At 32.5% G+C, this 17,137-nt stretch carries 16 protein-coding genes; 6 read left to right on the top strand and 10 right to left on the bottom strand.

Translation table 11 applies throughout. The features are described from left to right. Window positions 1–241 precede the first annotated feature (241 nt). Window positions 242–517, bottom strand: coding sequence for a hypothetical protein (locus ASJ80_RS14235; RefSeq protein WP_069583016.1), 276 nt, complete (start codon window positions 515–517; stop codon window positions 242–244). 877 nt (window positions 518–1,394) lie between these two features. Here ASJ80_RS14235 and tfrB point away from each other — a divergent pair. The 5 genes from tfrB (at window position 1,395) to glyS (ending at window position 7,481) form a co-directional block, all read left to right on the top strand. Beyond that, a complete protein-coding gene (gene tfrB, locus ASJ80_RS14230) occupies window positions 1,395–2,885 on the top strand; it encodes a fumarate reductase (CoM/CoB) subunit TfrB (RefSeq protein ID WP_069583001.1) in 1,491 nt (496 codons plus the stop codon). A gap of 32 nt (window positions 2,886–2,917) precedes the next feature. Beyond that, window positions 2,918–3,616, top strand: a complete 699-nt coding sequence (locus ASJ80_RS14225; RefSeq protein ID WP_069583000.1) for an RNA methyltransferase — start codon at window positions 2,918–2,920, stop codon at window positions 3,614–3,616. A gap of 14 nt (window positions 3,617–3,630) precedes the next feature. Beyond that, the gene (locus tag ASJ80_RS14220; RefSeq protein ID WP_069583015.1) at window positions 3,631–4,794 is read left to right on the top strand and encodes a DUF1512 family protein; all 1,164 of its coding nucleotides are present in this window, start codon (window positions 3,631–3,633) and stop codon (window positions 4,792–4,794) included. Window positions 4,795–5,001: 207 nt separating this feature from the next. Further along, the gene (dcd, locus tag ASJ80_RS14215; RefSeq protein WP_069582999.1) at window positions 5,002–5,610 is read left to right on the top strand and encodes a dCTP deaminase; all 609 of its coding nucleotides are present in this window, start codon (window positions 5,002–5,004) and stop codon (window positions 5,608–5,610) included. Between the two features lie 143 nt (window positions 5,611–5,753). After that, window positions 5,754–7,481 carry a glycine--tRNA ligase gene (gene glyS / locus ASJ80_RS14210; RefSeq protein ID WP_069582998.1) on the top strand — a complete coding sequence of 576 codons (1,728 nt, stop codon included), beginning with the start codon at window positions 5,754–5,756 and terminating at the stop codon, window positions 7,479–7,481. Window positions 7,482–7,621: 140 nt separating this feature from the next. On the opposite strand, the gene ASJ80_RS14205 is transcribed toward glyS, so the two are convergent. The 4 genes from ASJ80_RS14205 to ASJ80_RS14190 all read right to left on the bottom strand — a co-directional run bounded on the left by ASJ80_RS14205 (window position 7,622) and on the right by ASJ80_RS14190 (window position 11,756). Next, complete coding sequence (locus ASJ80_RS14205; RefSeq protein WP_083240878.1) at window positions 7,622–8,536, bottom strand: UbiA family prenyltransferase; 915 nt, start codon at window positions 8,534–8,536, stop codon at window positions 7,622–7,624. A 462-nt stretch (window positions 8,537–8,998) separates the two neighbouring features. After that, window positions 8,999–9,829 (bottom strand): helix-turn-helix transcriptional regulator, encoded by an 831-nt coding sequence (locus tag ASJ80_RS14200; protein ID WP_069582997.1) that lies wholly within the window; start codon window positions 9,827–9,829, stop codon window positions 8,999–9,001. Between the two features lie 135 nt (window positions 9,830–9,964). After that, entirely contained in the window at window positions 9,965–10,813 is an 849-nt protein-coding gene (locus ASJ80_RS14195; RefSeq protein WP_069582996.1) for a helix-turn-helix transcriptional regulator, read from the bottom strand. Window positions 10,814–10,922: 109 nt separating this feature from the next. Continuing rightward, window positions 10,923–11,756, bottom strand: coding sequence for a helix-turn-helix transcriptional regulator (locus tag ASJ80_RS14190; protein ID WP_083240877.1), 834 nt, complete (start codon window positions 11,754–11,756; stop codon window positions 10,923–10,925). Window positions 11,757–11,956: 200 nt separating this feature from the next. Here ASJ80_RS14190 and ASJ80_RS14185 point away from each other — a divergent pair, with 200 nt between their 5' ends. Beyond that, complete coding sequence (locus tag ASJ80_RS14185) at window positions 11,957–12,712, top strand: TatD family hydrolase (RefSeq protein WP_069582995.1); 756 nt, start codon at window positions 11,957–11,959, stop codon at window positions 12,710–12,712. A 45-nt stretch (window positions 12,713–12,757) separates the two neighbouring features. On the opposite strand, the gene ASJ80_RS14180 is transcribed toward ASJ80_RS14185, so the two are convergent. From ASJ80_RS14180 to sepF, 5 genes are all read right to left on the bottom strand, one after another. After that, entirely contained in the window at window positions 12,758–13,633 is an 876-nt protein-coding gene (locus tag ASJ80_RS14180; protein WP_245837591.1) for a carbohydrate kinase family protein, read from the bottom strand. Window positions 13,634–13,815: 182 nt separating this feature from the next. Then, window positions 13,816–14,604 carry a cell division ATPase MinD gene (gene minD / locus ASJ80_RS14175; protein ID WP_069582993.1) on the bottom strand — a complete coding sequence of 263 codons (789 nt, stop codon included), beginning with the start codon at window positions 14,602–14,604 and terminating at the stop codon, window positions 13,816–13,818. A 30-nt stretch (window positions 14,605–14,634) separates the two neighbouring features. After that, window positions 14,635–15,417, bottom strand: a complete 783-nt coding sequence (minD, locus tag ASJ80_RS14170) for a septum site-determining protein MinD (RefSeq protein ID WP_069582992.1) — start codon at window positions 15,415–15,417, stop codon at window positions 14,635–14,637. A 10-nt stretch (window positions 15,418–15,427) separates the two neighbouring features. After that, window positions 15,428–16,642 (bottom strand): DUF2226 domain-containing protein, encoded by a 1,215-nt coding sequence (locus ASJ80_RS14165; RefSeq protein ID WP_069582991.1) that lies wholly within the window; start codon window positions 16,640–16,642, stop codon window positions 15,428–15,430. 120 nt (window positions 16,643–16,762) lie between these two features. After that, the gene (sepF, locus tag ASJ80_RS14160) at window positions 16,763–17,113 is read right to left on the bottom strand and encodes a cell division protein SepF (protein ID WP_069582990.1); all 351 of its coding nucleotides are present in this window, start codon (window positions 17,111–17,113) and stop codon (window positions 16,763–16,765) included. Between the last annotated feature and the right edge of the window lie 24 nt (window positions 17,114–17,137).

Raw genomic sequence — 17,137 nt, 5'->3', positions numbered from 1 at the left:
AGGGCCCAAAAATCTAGATTTTTGAGGATTTTGAGGGATTTTGTGAACATGAGCGATTCTAAAATTCTGTAATGGGTTATAATAATTTATGTTTACATACAATCAATTCAATTTACTAAACTGAAATAACCTGTACCTTCTTTACTTGAAACAAATAGAATTCAATTAGTATACATTATTCGAAAATGCTATAGACTATTTACAAGATATTAGTTTAAAAAATATTTTTTTTATGTACTGGTCATTTAGCTTCTGTTAGGAAAATTTTCCAGATATATACAACTCTACTTGGCTTTTTTCCATTTGATTTGCCTTTTTTCGATTTTTTAAAGTTTGGTACACTACCTTCCCATAGTTCAACTGTTTTATTCAGGTATTCATCTATTTCTTCACTGTATTTCCTTGTTCCAATTGTATAACAATCATCTTCATTATGAATATAGCTAATCCCATTACCTTTCTCTTCCATTACTCGGGATATATCAATTAATTTTTGATAAAAAATTTCAGAAACCATTTTTTTTTTACTCCTTATTATCTTTTTTTCTAATCCAAGCACAATCAGTTATTACTATAAATTAAATACTAAAATGAAGGCTATCATTACTTTATGTTGTTCATTTCCATAAGCATTACTACTAAAAAAAATGTCTAAAATTAAATAATTTCAAGCCACTTCAGCGGCTTTATGTTCGTGAAGTGAATGCACGTAATATATAATGAATTTAAAAAATATGGTGAATATGCTATCAAACTGATTCTCTCGCTCCATTAGTGGAATCGTTAAAGAACCTCATTTGATCGATTTCATAAAGAAAAATCCAACAATAGAATTCATTAATTATAAATAATGTTATGAGAAGGTTCAATGTAGCACTGTTTCAAGTGGTCAACTTTTTATTCTTAGTGTGATGGTTAATATGCCTTTTAGGTATAATGATGGTTTTATTAAACGCTAAAAGCCCCAAAAAAAATGATTATTCTATTTGATAACTTTTAATTATGACTGCATATCAAACATCTTTTTTTATAGACATAATATTGTTTTGATTTACATGGACTTTATCAGTCAGTACTTAAATTATTAGAATTATTTTATAATCTTCTTAAACTAGTTTGAAAAGAAATTTTATATTTAAGTTGAATTTTAAAAATAAAGTTATATATGTTCTACATGTTCATAAAATGAGGTAAAATACTGTTATTTTTGGAAAACAGGCTTATAATGTCTTAATTTATCTTTAGATCATGACTTAATTATAAAGATTAAATATAAGATCATATAAACTGAATATAGTATAAATTCAACTACATTTTTAAATATCTAATTAAATCACTTAATTTAACTTAAAAATTTTTTTAAACCACTTTTTAAAGAAAATCCGGAGATAGAAATGATAGCAATTAAAGTTTTAAGATATGATCCAGCTAAAGACAAAAAGCCACACTATGAAACCTATGAAGTTGAGGAAACGGAAAAAATGAAAGTCCTCGATGCTTTAAACTATATCAACCAGAAATATGGTGCAGGTATAGCTTACAGGTGTTCATGCAGGGCTGGACAGTGTGGATCATGCGCTTTAAAGGTAAACGGCGAAGTTAAACTGGCATGTAAAGCTGAAATAGAGGATAACGCAGTTATTGGCCCCCTTGATTTTGACGTTTTAAAGGACCTGGTTGTAGATCGAAGCGAAATTGAAAACAAGATCAAAAAGATGAAACTCTCTTTAAGGGGAGATGAAGTACCTCAAGACAGCGAAATGTGTCTTGAAATCTTAAAACCAGAACAATATGAAGACTCAAAGAAATTAAGGGGATGTATAGAATGTTTCTCATGTCTATCTGTATGTCCTGTTGTAAACAAAACATCTGCTGAATATGCAGGTCCTTATTTCATGCGTGAAATTTCAAAATTTGCCCTTGACCCCCGTAATAATGAAGAACGTGCTAAACTCGGGCTTGATGAAGGCCTTTACTGCTGTACCACCTGTGGAAAATGTGCAGAAGTATGTCCGAAGGAAATAAGCACAATAGGTGGGGCAATTGAGAAATTAAGGGAAATCGCATGCCGTGAAGGTGTCGGCCCGCTTCCAGCGCATAAAGAAGTGAAGGACTTAATTGCACGTACTGGAAGGTCTGTAGAACTTTTAGATGAAGGATTTATTAAAGCAGTTTCTGGTGAAAATAAAGAGAAATCAAATATAGCTTTCTTTACAGGCTGCCTTGTAGATTACAGGCAGCAGGAAGTAGGTTTTGCACTGCTTAAAGTTTTAGAGAACCATAATATTGACATTGTAGTGCCTGAAGACCAGGTGTGCTGCGGTTCTCCAATGATTAGAACGGGGCAGACTGACATCGTAAAAGAACTGGCTCAAAAAAATAAAGAAGTTTTCAAAGATTATGACACAATAATAACTGTATGTGCAGGGTGCGGGGCAACTTTAAAGAAAGATTACCCTAAATTGGGTGTTAACTTCAACGTGGTTGATATCAGCGAATTCCTGATTGATAACTTAAATACTGAAGATATGAAGCCTTTAAATATGAAGGTAACTTACCATGACCCATGCCATCTTAATAGAGTCCAGGGAATCAACAAAGAACCCCGTGAAATTTTAAAGAAAATTAAGGGGCTTGAATTAGTTGAAATGGAAAAACCAAACCAGTGCTGCGGTGCTGGTGGTGGAGTGCGTGCCGGAAAACCTGAAATTGCATCAGAGTTAGGTAAGGAAAAGGCAGAAATGATTAAAAAACTTGGTGTGGACGCCGTTGTTACCATCTGCCCATTCTGCCAGATCCATATAGGAACTGAACTCAAAAAAGAAGGCATTGATATCCCTGTATTAAACATTTTAAAACTTCTTGAAATGGCTTATGAAAAATAAGCCTTTCTATTAATTTTAGAGAGTATAAAAATATGATTTATGTAGTTTTTGTTGAACCAGAATCTCCAGGAAACATAGGTTTCCTTGCAAGGACAATGAAAAATTTTGCATTCAACGATTTAGTGCTTATTAATCCATGTGAATTAAAAAATGAAGCTTATTACCAGGCAATGCATGCAAAAGAAATTATATGGAACCATAAAGAGTACGGTTCCCTTGAAGAATTCATCGAAGCTGAAAAAATAGATTTTACAGTCGGCACGACACGTATGGCCGGTGGGAGTTACAATGTTTCTAGAATTGCGGTCACACCTGAGCAGTTTGCAGAATCATTAAATATAACTGGAAATATTGCTATAGTATTTGGGAGAGAAGGTAACGGTCTCTATAATGAAGAGATAGCCCTCTGTGATGTGGTTGTAACCATTCCTACAAACGATGAATATCCTGTATTGAATATTTCCCATGCTGCAGCAATTGTACTGTACGAATTATTTAAAAGAGAAAAGAATTATCCTCGAGAAGAACTGGAAGTAGCTTTAAAATCTGAAAAAGAACTTTTAATTGAGGAAATGGATGAATTAATTAAATACACTGGTTACCCTGAACATAAAATGAAAAAGGCATCTACAGTTTTTAAAAATATTATAGGGAGAGCATTCATCTCTGGAAGGGAAGCACATACTTTAATAGGAACTTTAAGGAGAATAGGGCTGAAATTAAAAGAATAATGTGGGGGAAGGAAATGGCATTATTTGGATTGAGTCCATTTGATATTATGGGGATACTGGTAATAGTTTTACTCATTTTTCTAATTCCATGGATTGTAAGGGTAAGGGCATTATCCAGTGTTAACAAGGCTGCACTTGAATTAGAGAACATGGTTCGGGAATTGGAGGATTTTCTTATTGAAATATCTAAAGAAAAAGGAAAGCCTATTCTTGACCCTTCAGCTAAAATTGAAGGTTTTATGGAATTCTTTGTAGTTCCTCCTGTAGATCTTGACCCTAACGGACTCGTAAGAAAGTTTGAGAAAATCCTGGATCTAAGTGAAGACAGATTTAAACAGATGATAAATGAAGTGGCCCCTTTAGCCGACGTGGAAACCAAAGCAAACATTGTGATGACTTTAAAGGCCACACTCGCTATTAACGATGTTGCAAAACAGGTAAGACACAATTTAGAGCTTGGAAGAAAAGGAAACTTACAGATATTACTGATGCTTCAAATGAGTATTCCTCTGATTATGAGGGTTGTAAAAGCCCAATTTGAAGGTGCAAAAACATTTTCTGAAGGAAAACCCATAGGAGATGGTGCAGGTCCTATAGTTGCAGGTCTGCTTATGAAAGACTATAAAAATGAGTACATAACTGAGATCGAAGATATGTTCATTGCTAAAAAGAAGATGGAAGAACGTGATCTGATTATAGCTCGTGCAAAAGGTCCTGGAGCAAGAGTTGGAAGGGTTGGAAAAGTTGTCAGGTCTATACTTGCGAAAGAAAATATAGATAAAGTAATAACAGTAGATGCAGCAGTCAAACTTGAGGGTGAAGAGACAGGGAAAGTGGCAAGAGGTATTGGAGTTGTAATTGGCGGTCCTGGAGTAGATAAATGGGCTATTGAAGAAGAAATTGTTAAAAGAAACATTGAACTTGATGCTGTCATTGTGAAAATGAGTCCTGAAGAGGCTATAAGCAACATGAACCAGAAGATTGCAGATGCTTCACTTGAGGCATTTGAACTGGTGCAGGAATTAATTTATAATTCTCCTGACGACACAAATATCCTTGTGGTTGGGGTTGGAAACAGCTGCGGGATTAAAAATATACTGGATGATATATCAGAAATAGAAGTTAAGCAAAATAAAATAGATGCGCAAGAAGACAAGCGCGGTTATTTAAAGAGATAATTATATTGTGTATAGTTGTAGATCTCTTTATAATATAGGTATACAAATACAACTATTACCATTAATTAACGATAATAAATTAAATGGCCGTGGAGATAAACACATATATTTAAATATTAAGTTGTTTAATCTCCTTTGATAAATTTTATATGCAGATTGCAATTATCAACTGTTAAAAATAATAAATTAATATTTAAGAGGGTAAACATGGCTATTTTAAGCGATAAACATATTAAAGAATACCTTGATGCAGGAAAAATTGGTATAGATCCACTTGATAGTCCGAATATACAAATACAACCATCATCAGTAGATTTGAGGATAGGAAATGAGTTTAAAGGTTTCAAGATAATTAGAAAACCATGTATAGATCCAATGGATGAATCAGACATTGATTCTTATATGGAATCGTTTTATATAGATGAGGGAGAACCTTTTATAATTCATCCTGGTGAATTTGCCCTTGCTACAACTTATGAAACCATAAAGTTACCCGACGATATCGTTGCAAGGGTTGAAGGCAGATCTTCCATGGGAAGACTTGGTGTAACCATGCACGTCACAGCAGGTTATATAGACCCTGGATTTCATGGAAGGATCACACTGGAAATTTCAAATATTGGTAAAATGCCTGTAGCACTATATACAGGGCAGAGAGTTTGTCAAATAGTTTTTGAGACTATGACCTCTCCATCAGAAAAGCCGTATGGACATCCAGAAAGAGATAGTAAATATATGGGTCAAAAACGCCCAGAATCAAGTAGAATTAAATATGATAAAGATTTAATTAAAAAAATAGCTCTTAAAAAAGAGTAATGGAGATTATAATTTAATATTTAGATTCTTATTAAATTTTTTTTCAATATTTTTAATCGTTCAGAATCGAATTTTGGTTTCAAACAGAGGTTTTTGGATGATTTATGCTACTTATAGTTTTTAAAGCTAGACGAGATGATACTATGAAACATGATAAAGTAATGAACATTGCAAAGAAGAGAGGTTTCCTGTGGTCTTCATTTGAAATATATGCAGGTGTTGCAGGATTTTATGATTACGGCCCTCTTGGCGCTATACTAAAAAATTCGATTATCAACAAGTGGAGAGAATATTACATCGTAAGGGAAGGTTTTTATGAAATAGAGTCTCCTACTGTAATGCCAGAGGAAGCTCTTAAAGCTTCAGGACATGTTGACAATTTCACTGATCCAATGACTGAATGTAAAGAATGTTTAGAAGTTTACAGGGCAGATCACATAATTGAAGAGGTTATGGATAAAGAAGTGGAAGGTTTAACCAACGAAGAACTCACTGCAATGATTGCGGATGAAGAAATAGGTTGCCCTAAATGTGGCAGTCAGTTATCTCGTGTGTGGAATTACAATTTGATGTTTCAAACACTGATCGGTGCCAAAGGTAAAAAAACAGGATACATGCGTCCTGAAACCGCTCAGGGTATTTTTATACCATTTAAAAGGCTTTTAAGGTTCTTTAGAGGTAAATTGCCCTTTGGTGTGGTTCAAATAGGAAAGGCCTACCGAAATGAAATATCTCCAAGACAAGGTGTAATAAGGCTCCGTGAATTCACCCAGGCAGAAGCTGAGATTTTTGTTGATCCTAGGGATAAGACCCACAAAAAATTTGATGCCATTAAAGATGAGACACTTAAACTCTATTCTGCAGAAATCCAGATGAATGAAGGAGAACCAATCGAATTGTCTACAGGAGAAGCGCTTTCAAAGAAGATAGTATCAAGTCAAATGCTTGTTTACCAGTTATATCTTGCAAGTAAGTTTTTGGAAGAAATCGGAATTCCGGAGGATGTTATAAGGTTCAGGCAGCATTTGCCAACTGAGATGGCGCATTATGCAATTGACTGCTGGGATGTGGAAGTAAAAACGGAAAGGTACGGCTGGGTAGAGATTATTGGAATTGCAGACAGGACTGATTATGACCTTAAATCTCATACAGAGCACAGTAAAGAAGATCTAAGGGTCTTTTTAGAGTACGATGAACCTAAACATATCAAAAAATTAGCTGTAAAACCAAACATGGGTAAATTTGGACCTTCCTTTAAAGGTGATGCACCAAAGATACTTAAAGCGCTTGAAAATATTGAAGCTGAAAGCATTAAACAAGCAGTTGAAAATGAAGGATCATTTAAACTTGAGATAGGTGGTGACTCCTACCAATTATTGCCTGAACATGTTAATTTTGAGGAAGTGAGTGAAACAGTAAGGGGAGAAAAAATATTTCCTCATGTTATAGAACCTTCCTATGGTATTGACCGTATAATTTTCTCTGTACTTTCACATACATTTACAGAAGATAAAGAAAATGACAGGGAATATTTCAAATTACCGAGGGACATAGCTCCAGTTGAAGTAAGTGTTTTCCCACTTTTAAATAAAGAAGAACTTGTAAAAGTGGCGCTTCAAATAGAGGATGACTTAAGATTAGAAGGATTTATAGCAGAGTTTGATTCATCAGGAACTATTGGGCGGAGATATGCCCGTTCAGATGAAATAGGGGTGCCTTTTGCACTAACTGTTGATCATGAATCTTTAGAAGATGATATGGTCACCATAAGAAATAGGGATAATACCAAACAAAAAAGGATTCCAATTTCAGATATCAGTGAAGTTTTAGAGGGTTTAATGGATTACAGTATTGAATTTGAAGATCTTTAATTGGTCTAATATTATTCTCAAAGATAACTTTGAGAAATAATTTATTTTTGGAGTTTTTTTAGCAATTTTTAAATACTTTTCTTTTTTTAGTTCTTTACTTAAACTACATTTAATTAAATAAAAAGAGAAGAAAAATGGATTTATACCAGTGTGATAATGCAGCATAGTGCTAGCACGAAAATCCATTCTCCGTGTACCAGAAGGGACATATATTTGCTGATTTCTTTTGTATTGCTGACATAATTTATATGCCAGTAGCTGTTAACCATGGAAAAGGCCATTGTTATAAAGTAACCAAGAGACAGCCCGTAAAACAGTAATATTGAAATTACAGGCATAATAGAAAATGTAAGTGCTGAAAGTATTTTTTTTGTTTTTTCTTTTCCAATTCCAACGGGGATAGTTCTTATACCGTTTGCTGTATCTCCTTCTATGTCTCGTATGTCGCATACAACTGAATTTACGAAACTTTTTACAAAGAAAAAGTAGAGTATGGGAATTATAAATGCCCATGAAACATTAGGTGTATGGATTGCAGGAATAAACGTAGTTGCCACTGCCCAGCTTAAAGCAATGATTATATTTTTAACTGCAAATATGTCTTTTAGACGTGGTAATTTAGAAGAAACTTTGATACTGTATATAACTCCAGCAAAAAGTGGAACTAATAAAATAAGAACAGTATAAAAACTATCTAAAAATCCTAATATTATTGCTATAATATAGGAAGAACCCACGGCAAAGGTGAGTGTTTTTTCATTATTGTTAACGAAGCTTGCCTTTTCTGGTGAATTGACTTCGTCTTCTTCTTTATCCGTTAAATTATTCATGCAGTATACTGCAAAAATTACAAGAAATGTGGCTAGAAGTAGATTCCAGCTTACAACAGCCCCAAATAACAAAAAGGGGTAATATGCCCTTAAAGAGCCAAATATTGCTGTAGATAACGTACTTTTCAGTAGAAAAGATACTAAATTTTCTATTTTTTTATAGCTTGTATTTACAAAACTATTTAGTACATCATTCCAGTATTTTATTTTGTCGACTTGTTGCATTAAGATCGCTTCCTTTCAATATCATTGAATTGTAAATTCATGAACGAATTTACTTTAATGATCGTTAATTTGTCTATAATCTTGAATGCAAATCGAATATTCCGTTTATTTTTATATATTGCCTATATTTAATCTTATTTTAAAAATTAATTCATTTAAAACACTACGATTGGTATAATAATCATTTTAAGCATTTATTTTAATATTGTAATATTTAATATGGGCTGTCCAGTAATTATTTAAATTATTATATTATTAAAAGTTTCTATATGCATCAAACAAAGTTATAACTAGAAATAGCTTTATTTTTAAGGTTGCAGAACTAGTAAAATATTATAGCGGCCAATTTCATAATTGCTGCTTTATTAAAAATTTAAATAGTAAAAAAGTAGTATTGGTTTATTAAAAATTTATTTAAAACAATATGACAACATTTAATCTTTTATAAATGAGTTATGTGCTTTATTTTTCAAAATTTACTTTATCCGCCTGCATGCAGTAGTATTCAAATAATCTGTTACCCCAGGAAAGCGCATCGCTGTCGTTACTTACCAGGTTTCGAGTAGGGTCGTACATTCCATTTACTGAAAAAAAGCCCATTGTCATAAATTTATCTGTAACTGTAAATGCAACTTTAATATCTTTATCCAGTGTCCATAGCGTTAAATTTCCTTTTTTAATTAATTTTTTTAGGTCTTTTTCTCCGCTATCTGTTGATTGCATGGTTTTTTTCAGCACATCGCTTGTTAATATAAGTTCAACTTTAATGTCGCTTTCTATAATCTTTTTAAAAGTTTCAGGATAATTTGGATAAAATATTGGAGAAATGCCCCTTATCTTTTTAGAGTCTAATACAATTTCTAGATGTGTTCCATGCACTTTGAAAATATCTATATTATCTGCTTCAATAAGCTGGGAGTTGCTTAGATGGCCTACATCCATGAGTAAATCGTGAGGAATATCTCTTATTTCATGATTGAATAATAATTTCTGGAGTTTTTTAAGTGAAACAGATGCTCTAATGGTATCTATTAATTTTAGAGCCATTATTTTTCCTATTTCTGATAGAAAAAAGTTATCTCCTTCTTTTATAACTAATTCTTGTTTTTCAAGTTCATTGATTCCATGTAATATAGTGGATGCGGGTATTCCAGTTAATTCTCTTAGATCTTTAGTTTTCTTGGGTCCTTCACTTAGACTTATCATGATCTTTGTTCTGACACTGGAGGTACTTTGAGATTTTATATCGTCTTTCACTTCTTCATAGAAATTTAAAATATCTGTTATATGCATGTGTACACCTGGATTATCAATAGAATATTACTATTTTAATATTTCTCATATAAAAATAGGTATTATCTGGTAAAAGATGATAATATTGGAGATAGGGGTAATACCTTTTTAGATCATGTCAAAATAGTAAAAAATTCATGAGAATTGTTCAAAATATTCCATGCTAATTTTTTGAGATTTTTTCTTATGGTAATCAAACAGTTTATTTCCCCATGTAATTGCATCGTTATGATCACTTACTAAAATCAAATTTGGGTCATATATTCCATCTGCTGAGAACAACCCTAATATCATGGAACTATCTGTAACTGTAAATGCAATTTTAATATCTTCTTTTATTTCCCATATTTTAAGCTTATTTTTGGAGAGTAATCTTTTAAATTCATTGAGGTCTTCTGAATTGAGTGAATTAATTGTTTTTGTAAGTATCTCTCCTGTTAATATTAATTCAACGTCAACATTCTCTTTGATTAGTCTTGCAAAAGTTTCTGTGTAATCTGGGTAAAATATAGGTGAAATACTTTTTATTTCTTTAGAATTTGACACTATCTGAAGGTATGTTCTATGTGAATGGAACATATCATCAAGTTCATCTTCAATAAGATTAGAGTTGCTTAAGTCTCCGATTTTCATCAGTAAATTTTGAGGAATAGATTCTATATCATGATTAAGCCATAATTTCTTAGTATTTTTAAATAATCTACGTGTTTTAATCGTATCTACTAATTTAAGCGTTGATATAAACCCTATTTCTGATAAAAAGAAGTATTCTCCTTTTCTTGAAATTAATTTTTGTTTTTCAAGTTCATTGATTCCATGTAATAATGTGGATGCGGGTATTCCAGTTAATTCTCTTAGATCTTTAGTTTTCTTGGGTCCTTCATACAAGCTTATCATGATCTTTATTCGAACACTTGATATGCCTTGGAATTTAAAATCTTCTTTAACATCTTCATAATAATTTAAAATATCATTTATATTCATAAATGCACCTGCAAATCATCTCCGTGTTCTACATTTTTGTTTGCTACAATATATAAAGATAATTCATTTTAAAATGAAAATAAGACTTTAAATGATTATGATAGTACTGTTATTTGCTTAAATTGTCTAAATCGAATTTTTGAGCTTTATCCAAGTAATAACTGAATAATTTATTACCCCACTCGATTGCATCTACATCATAACTTACTAAATTGATGGTGGCATCATACAGTCCTTCAGTTGAAAATAAACCCAGTGATAGAAAATTCTCGGTGACTGTAAAGACCACTTTTACATCTTTTTCTATTTTATACAGTTTAAAATTCTTTGAAGATAAAATCTGGTTTAAAATTTCTACACCTGCAGTTTCGGTCATTTTAGCCAGTATTAATGGGGATAAAATGAGTTTTACGTCCGCATCCCTTTTTAATGCATTTTTATAAAGGTCTATATATGGATAATAGAAAATGGGCGATATGGATTTAATTTCATTGGCTTTGTTTACCAGTTTGGTGTAATGACTGTGGGGTTTTATGATATCTATTGGTGTGGATTCCACTAAAAATGAATTGTTTAGGCATTTAATTTCTTTAAGTAAATTTTTAGGTATTCCATCTATCCAGTGATTTAACCATATTTTCTCATATTTTTTAATTGTATAAAATGATTTGAATAAATTTTCTGATTTGATGGCATATAATTTACCGATTGTTGATAAAGAGTATTCATTTTTCTTTTTGATAATGATATTTTGGCTTTCAAGTTTTTTAAGGGAGTGCAATGCCGCAGATGATTCTAAACCCAGTTCATTTTTAAGTGTATTCAAATCCTTATTCCCTTTATTTAAGCTTAAAATGATCTTTGTCCTGACACTTGAAGTCGTAACAAATTTTATATCTCCTTTTATGCCTTCATAACGATTCAAAGTGTCAATTATGTCCATATTGATCTCCTTTATGCCTGAATATTGTAAATATTCATTTAAATGATATCTATTATTATAAATTATAACGATCTATTTTACTTTATATTGGCTCAAAATGTAATTAAATGTTGTGTAAATAAAATTTAATGATAATACATTAATTATATTAATATTATCGGAATAATTTTATAATTAAGAATGATTTTACAGGTGATTTTATGATAGATGCACATGTGCATGCAGATACACGGCCCTATGAAGACTTTGAAAAAATGGCAGTGGCAGGTATAGAGACGGCAGTAACGTGCGCACACGATCCTCTAAGGATGAGCGTGTCGGACGTAGTTTTTGACCACTGGAACCGTATTTTAAATAATGATATTAAAAGGGCAGCAGAAAACGGATTAAAACTATATGCAGCTCTTGGAATTCATCCAAGGAGCATTTCAGAAGATTTTGAAAGGGCACTTGAGAAGTTACCTTCCTTTTTAGAAAATGACTCTGTAGTTGCAATTGGAGAAATCGGACTTGAAACCGCATCTGAATCTGAAAAAAATATATTCAAAGAACAGCTGCAGCTTGCAGAAACTCTTAAAATGAAAGCAATTGTACATACACCTCGAAGCAATAAAAAAGAGATAACGTGGATTACAACATCCATTATTGAGGAAAATATAGATCCTAAAATGGTTGTAATAGATCATGTAGACTGTACAATAGTTAACGATGTTATTGATGTGGGTGCAATGCTGGGGCTTACAGTTCAACCTAAAAAAATGACTCCTGATGAAGCGGTTTCAATACTGGATGAATATGGCTTTAATAAGTTTTATTTAGACAGTGATATGAGTTCTTCACCTTCTGATCCTTTATCTGTTCCTAAAACAGTTCATAGAATTAAGTTAGCAGGTTTTAATGAAAAAGATATTAGAAAAGTTTCAAATGATAATGCCGCTAAATTTTTTGAGTTGTAAGAGATTTACCATTTCTTAACTCTAATATTTTATTAAAACAGTTATTTAAATATCCAGATTGCATGCTCTTGACACATTCATAGCTCCTATTTTCCCAACACATGAAGATGCCACTGTATTTGCAAAATCAAGGCATTCTTTCAATTTTTTATCTTTGATATAAGCAGCTATAAAACCTGCAGCAAATGAATCTCCGGCTCCAGTTGTATCAAGGGCAGCAGTTTCTTTTACAGGGGAATGGATTATTTCATCTTTAGTATAGAGATTTGCACCCTCTTTGCCGCAGGTTACAACAACCATTTTAGCGCCGGTATCTAAAAGTACTTGTGTTCCATTCTTTAAGTTTTCTCCAGTTAAGATTTTAACTTCTTTTTTATTTAAAAATATCACGTTAGATCGTTTAATAGGTTTGTATAATTCATCTATTCCATATTCTGAGAGTAATGTTCCTGGATTTAACGATAAAAAGTTTGCATATCTTGAAGCTTCTTCAAACACTTCTTTATACATTCCAGTTATGTGCAGTACTTTTGAACTATTTATATAATCAATATCCTCTTTTAATAGTTTAAATTCTGCATTTGCACCCATAAATGAATACATTGACCTTTCTCCAGGAGGGTCAACAGCTATAAATACCATGCCTGTAGGTGCATCAATATTTAGAAGTCTTTGAGTATTAACTCTTTCATCACATAACTTTTTAGCGCATAATTGCCCGAAATAATCATTTCCAATTCTAGCTATAATTCCTGTGCTTATATTTAATCTGGAAAGCCCCACCGTAAAATTGGATGCTGAACCTCCCACAGATAAAACGAGTTTTTCAACATTAACCTCATCATCGATTCCTACAAGTCTGGGAACTTTGTTAATGAAGTCTATATTACATGTTCCAAGTCCAACCACGTCAACTGGCAAAATATCGTCCTCATTTTATATTTTGAGTTTTCTTATATTTGATTTTATTGAAATTGTTCAACTAAAACCCTCAAACGCGTAGCGTTTGGGGCACCAAAAATCAAAGATTTTTGAGTGAAAGGTTTGATTTAATTTAGATAGTAAAAATGAAAATTTAAGGTTAAAATTAAGAAAATAAGATATTAGTCTGGTAACATGCCTATGAACTTTTTCAGTCTGCTTAGAATACCCTCTTTATCAGGTTCAATTGGTTTGTATTCTTCTCCAAGTAAATGAGCAGTAAGCTGCATGAGTGCATTGCTTGTAGGTGATGATGGATTGATTTCGACTACAGATTTTCCAAGGGCCATTGATCTCTCCACTTCACGGTCATATGGAATGATTCCAATCATTGGAACTTCAAGTATAGATTCTATCTCATTAACGGAGAGTAAAAAACCATCATCATACCACATATTCAGTACAAATCCAATGATCTGGATATTCAGTTCATTTGAGAGTATTCTGATTTTAAGAGCATCAGCTACAGAAGTCATGGTAGAGTTTGTAACGATGATCATCTCTACATTTTCTGGAAGCCCTTCAAAAATATTTGAATTAATACCTGCAGGCATATCCATAAGGAAAATGTCACCATAGTCTGCAATTTCTTCCAGTATTTTATTCCATGATATATATTTTGGATTGATATGTCTGAGTGTTTCAAAATGTATTCCTGTTGGAATAACTCGTATACCCTGTTCTATTTCATAAACACATTCATCTATTGATCTGTTTTTAGCTAGAACATCATGTAACGTAACATCTGGATTTAAAAGTCCTGTTATGACATCTAAGTTTGCCATTACTAAATCTAAATCTAGCATTATAACATTTCTGCCGAATAAGGACATTCCTACTCCTAAATTGTATGTTAAGGTAGTTCTTCCAACTCCACCTTTACCTGAAGCAATTGCTATAAATTTTGACATTTTTACCAGTTACTTATTTTTATTAAAAATTTATCCTCTTCTTCCAAGTAATCCTTCAACCAGTTTGGAAATAACTCCTTTTTTATCAGGTTCAATAGGATGGTACTCTTCACCAATTAGATCTGCACCTAACTGCATAATTGCGTTGCTTGTAGGAGATTTTGGATTTTTAACTACAAGTGGTTCTCCAAATGCTGCAGCCCTGCTTACCTCTGGATCATCAGGAACTACTGCAATAACAGGTACCTCTAGGATAGTTTCGATTTCGTTAACTGTTAAAAATGTCTTGTCATGTTGTTCTCTGTTTATAACAACACCTGTTATTTCTACACCCAGTTTATTGGCAACGATTTTTGTTTTTAATGCGTCACTTATGGAAGGAACCTCTGGAGTTGTAACAAGAATTAATTCCTGTGCGGATGCTATTGCTGCCAGTGCATCTTTTTCAAGCCCTGCGGGAGCATCTATTAAAAGTATATCTGCATTTTCAACCAGTACAGATAGAGCTTCTTCAAGTCTATCTAGTCTGATTTTTCGAAGTCCTTCCAGTGAAATCCCTGCAGGAATGACTTTGACACCGCCTGGTCCTTCATATATGGCATCTTCAATAGAGGCTTCTCCGGATAGGACATCATGTAATGTAATTGATTTTCCTTCCATTCCAAGGATAAGCTCTAAATTTGCCATAGCTACATCTGCGTCCAGTACTATAGTTTCTTCTCCATAAGTAGATAAAGCTACTCCTAAATTTGCAGTTATTGTTGTTTTTCCCACTCCGCCTTTACCTGAGGCGACGGTTATAACTCTTGTCATTCGATACCTCCTAGCTAACTTCCACGTTTATTTTAAAATTGTTTACAATTTCTGGATATCCTCTAAAACTTTTCTTTATCTCTATTTGAGTTATATTAATTATTTGTTTTTTTAAATTATCCAGGTCTTTGGATTCACCCATGAACCTTGATAAAAATCCTTTACTTTCATATTCTGTGATTATATTTATGGTTCCGGCCAGTTCACTGGTATTGTCTAAAAATACCATGACTTCTGTCCCTTTAATTTTTGGAATACTAAGAATTGATTTTTTAATTTTATTCATAAGCGTTAATTCTATTTTTTCAACATCATCATCGCTTAGAGATCCTCCTTTATAGGATTCTAAAATGTTTTCGACTTCTTCTTCACCTACATCTTTTAAACCATACTTTTTCATGAGTTCTGCTCGATCAATAGATTCATTTACAACTTCGGCAGCTTTCATCTCCTCATTTTCACCTTTATCAGCTTTTTCACCATCAATATCTGCACTAGCAGGTGAAATATCGGTGTTTCCTGATTTAATTTGAGTTTTTCGTCGAACATCTTCAACATGGTTTGATTTCATTTCTGATATTGATTTGAGCTTATTTTTCACTTCTTCATTACTGTCTTGAATTTCAGGCTCAACTTTGATATCCTCATTAATTTCAGGTTTTTTAGGTAAAAATGATTCATTTTGTTCTAGTAACGGAGATTCACTAATTTCAGGTTTTTCTTCAGGTAAAGTAGCTTCGGTTACTTCTGGCTTTTCTTCAGTTAAAGGAGCCTCAATAACCTCAGGTTTTTCTTCAAGTATGGGAGTTTCAATAACCTCAGGTTTTTCAGGTGTAATATTTTCAATTTTTTCTTTATCTTCATGCCCTGTTTTTTTAAGTTCATCCAGTACATCATTAACTTCAGAACCAGAATTGAGTAGATATTTTTTATTTATATCCATGAGGTAATTAACCTGAGAATCTCTAAGATCAAAAACTTCAATTAAAGTGCTGCTATTGTCGGTGGCGGATTTGATTTTTTTAATTGCATCTATCTTTGAATCGTTATCATATGACGCTGCAATTTGTATGCCCTCTTTAAAAAGAATGTGTCCTTCCTCAGAACCGGCAGTTACTCTTATAAATCCATTGTATTCTTTTGATTTTAGTTTGCCTAAAAGTTCATTAAAATTTAGCTGGTCTGCATAAGAGATCATAGACGGTCTGGTAATTGGTAACTCCATTTTTATTCCCCTACAATTATAACTTTAGATATATTAAATTCAATTGAATTTATGTATATCCTTTTTACAGTTATGAATATGTATGATCTGATGAATTATCATCATAGATTTTTCAGCTGGTTATTTTTTTAAAAGTTTAATTTCAGGAGGGGTTATAATTACCACGTTGCCTTGTTTACAAAGTAATATAGCTTCTCCACCTATATTATCTCGGAATTCTTTTAATTTTTCCCCAACCTGCTTAGATTCCTCTGGATTATTTTCTATAAAACCCATATCCAATATAATTGGATTTTTTTCTTCAGTAATCTGTTTTAGAGCATCTTCTATATCTGGAATGCCCTGGGCTTTCATTAGGATTATTTCATAAAAAGAATGTTCGGGAACGATTATGGTATCTTTTTCTTCTTCATCTTCGCTTTCTTCTTCTAATCCTAAATTTTTCTTTATATAATCCATGACATCTTTCATTTTATTTCCCCTATACTGATTTTA

The sequence above is a fragment of the Methanobacterium bryantii genome (genome assembly GCF_002287175.1).
GTDB classification, from domain to species: domain Archaea; phylum Methanobacteriota; class Methanobacteria; order Methanobacteriales; family Methanobacteriaceae; genus Methanobacterium_D; species Methanobacterium_D bryantii.
This window is presented reverse-complemented; position numbering and strand designations above follow the sequence as displayed.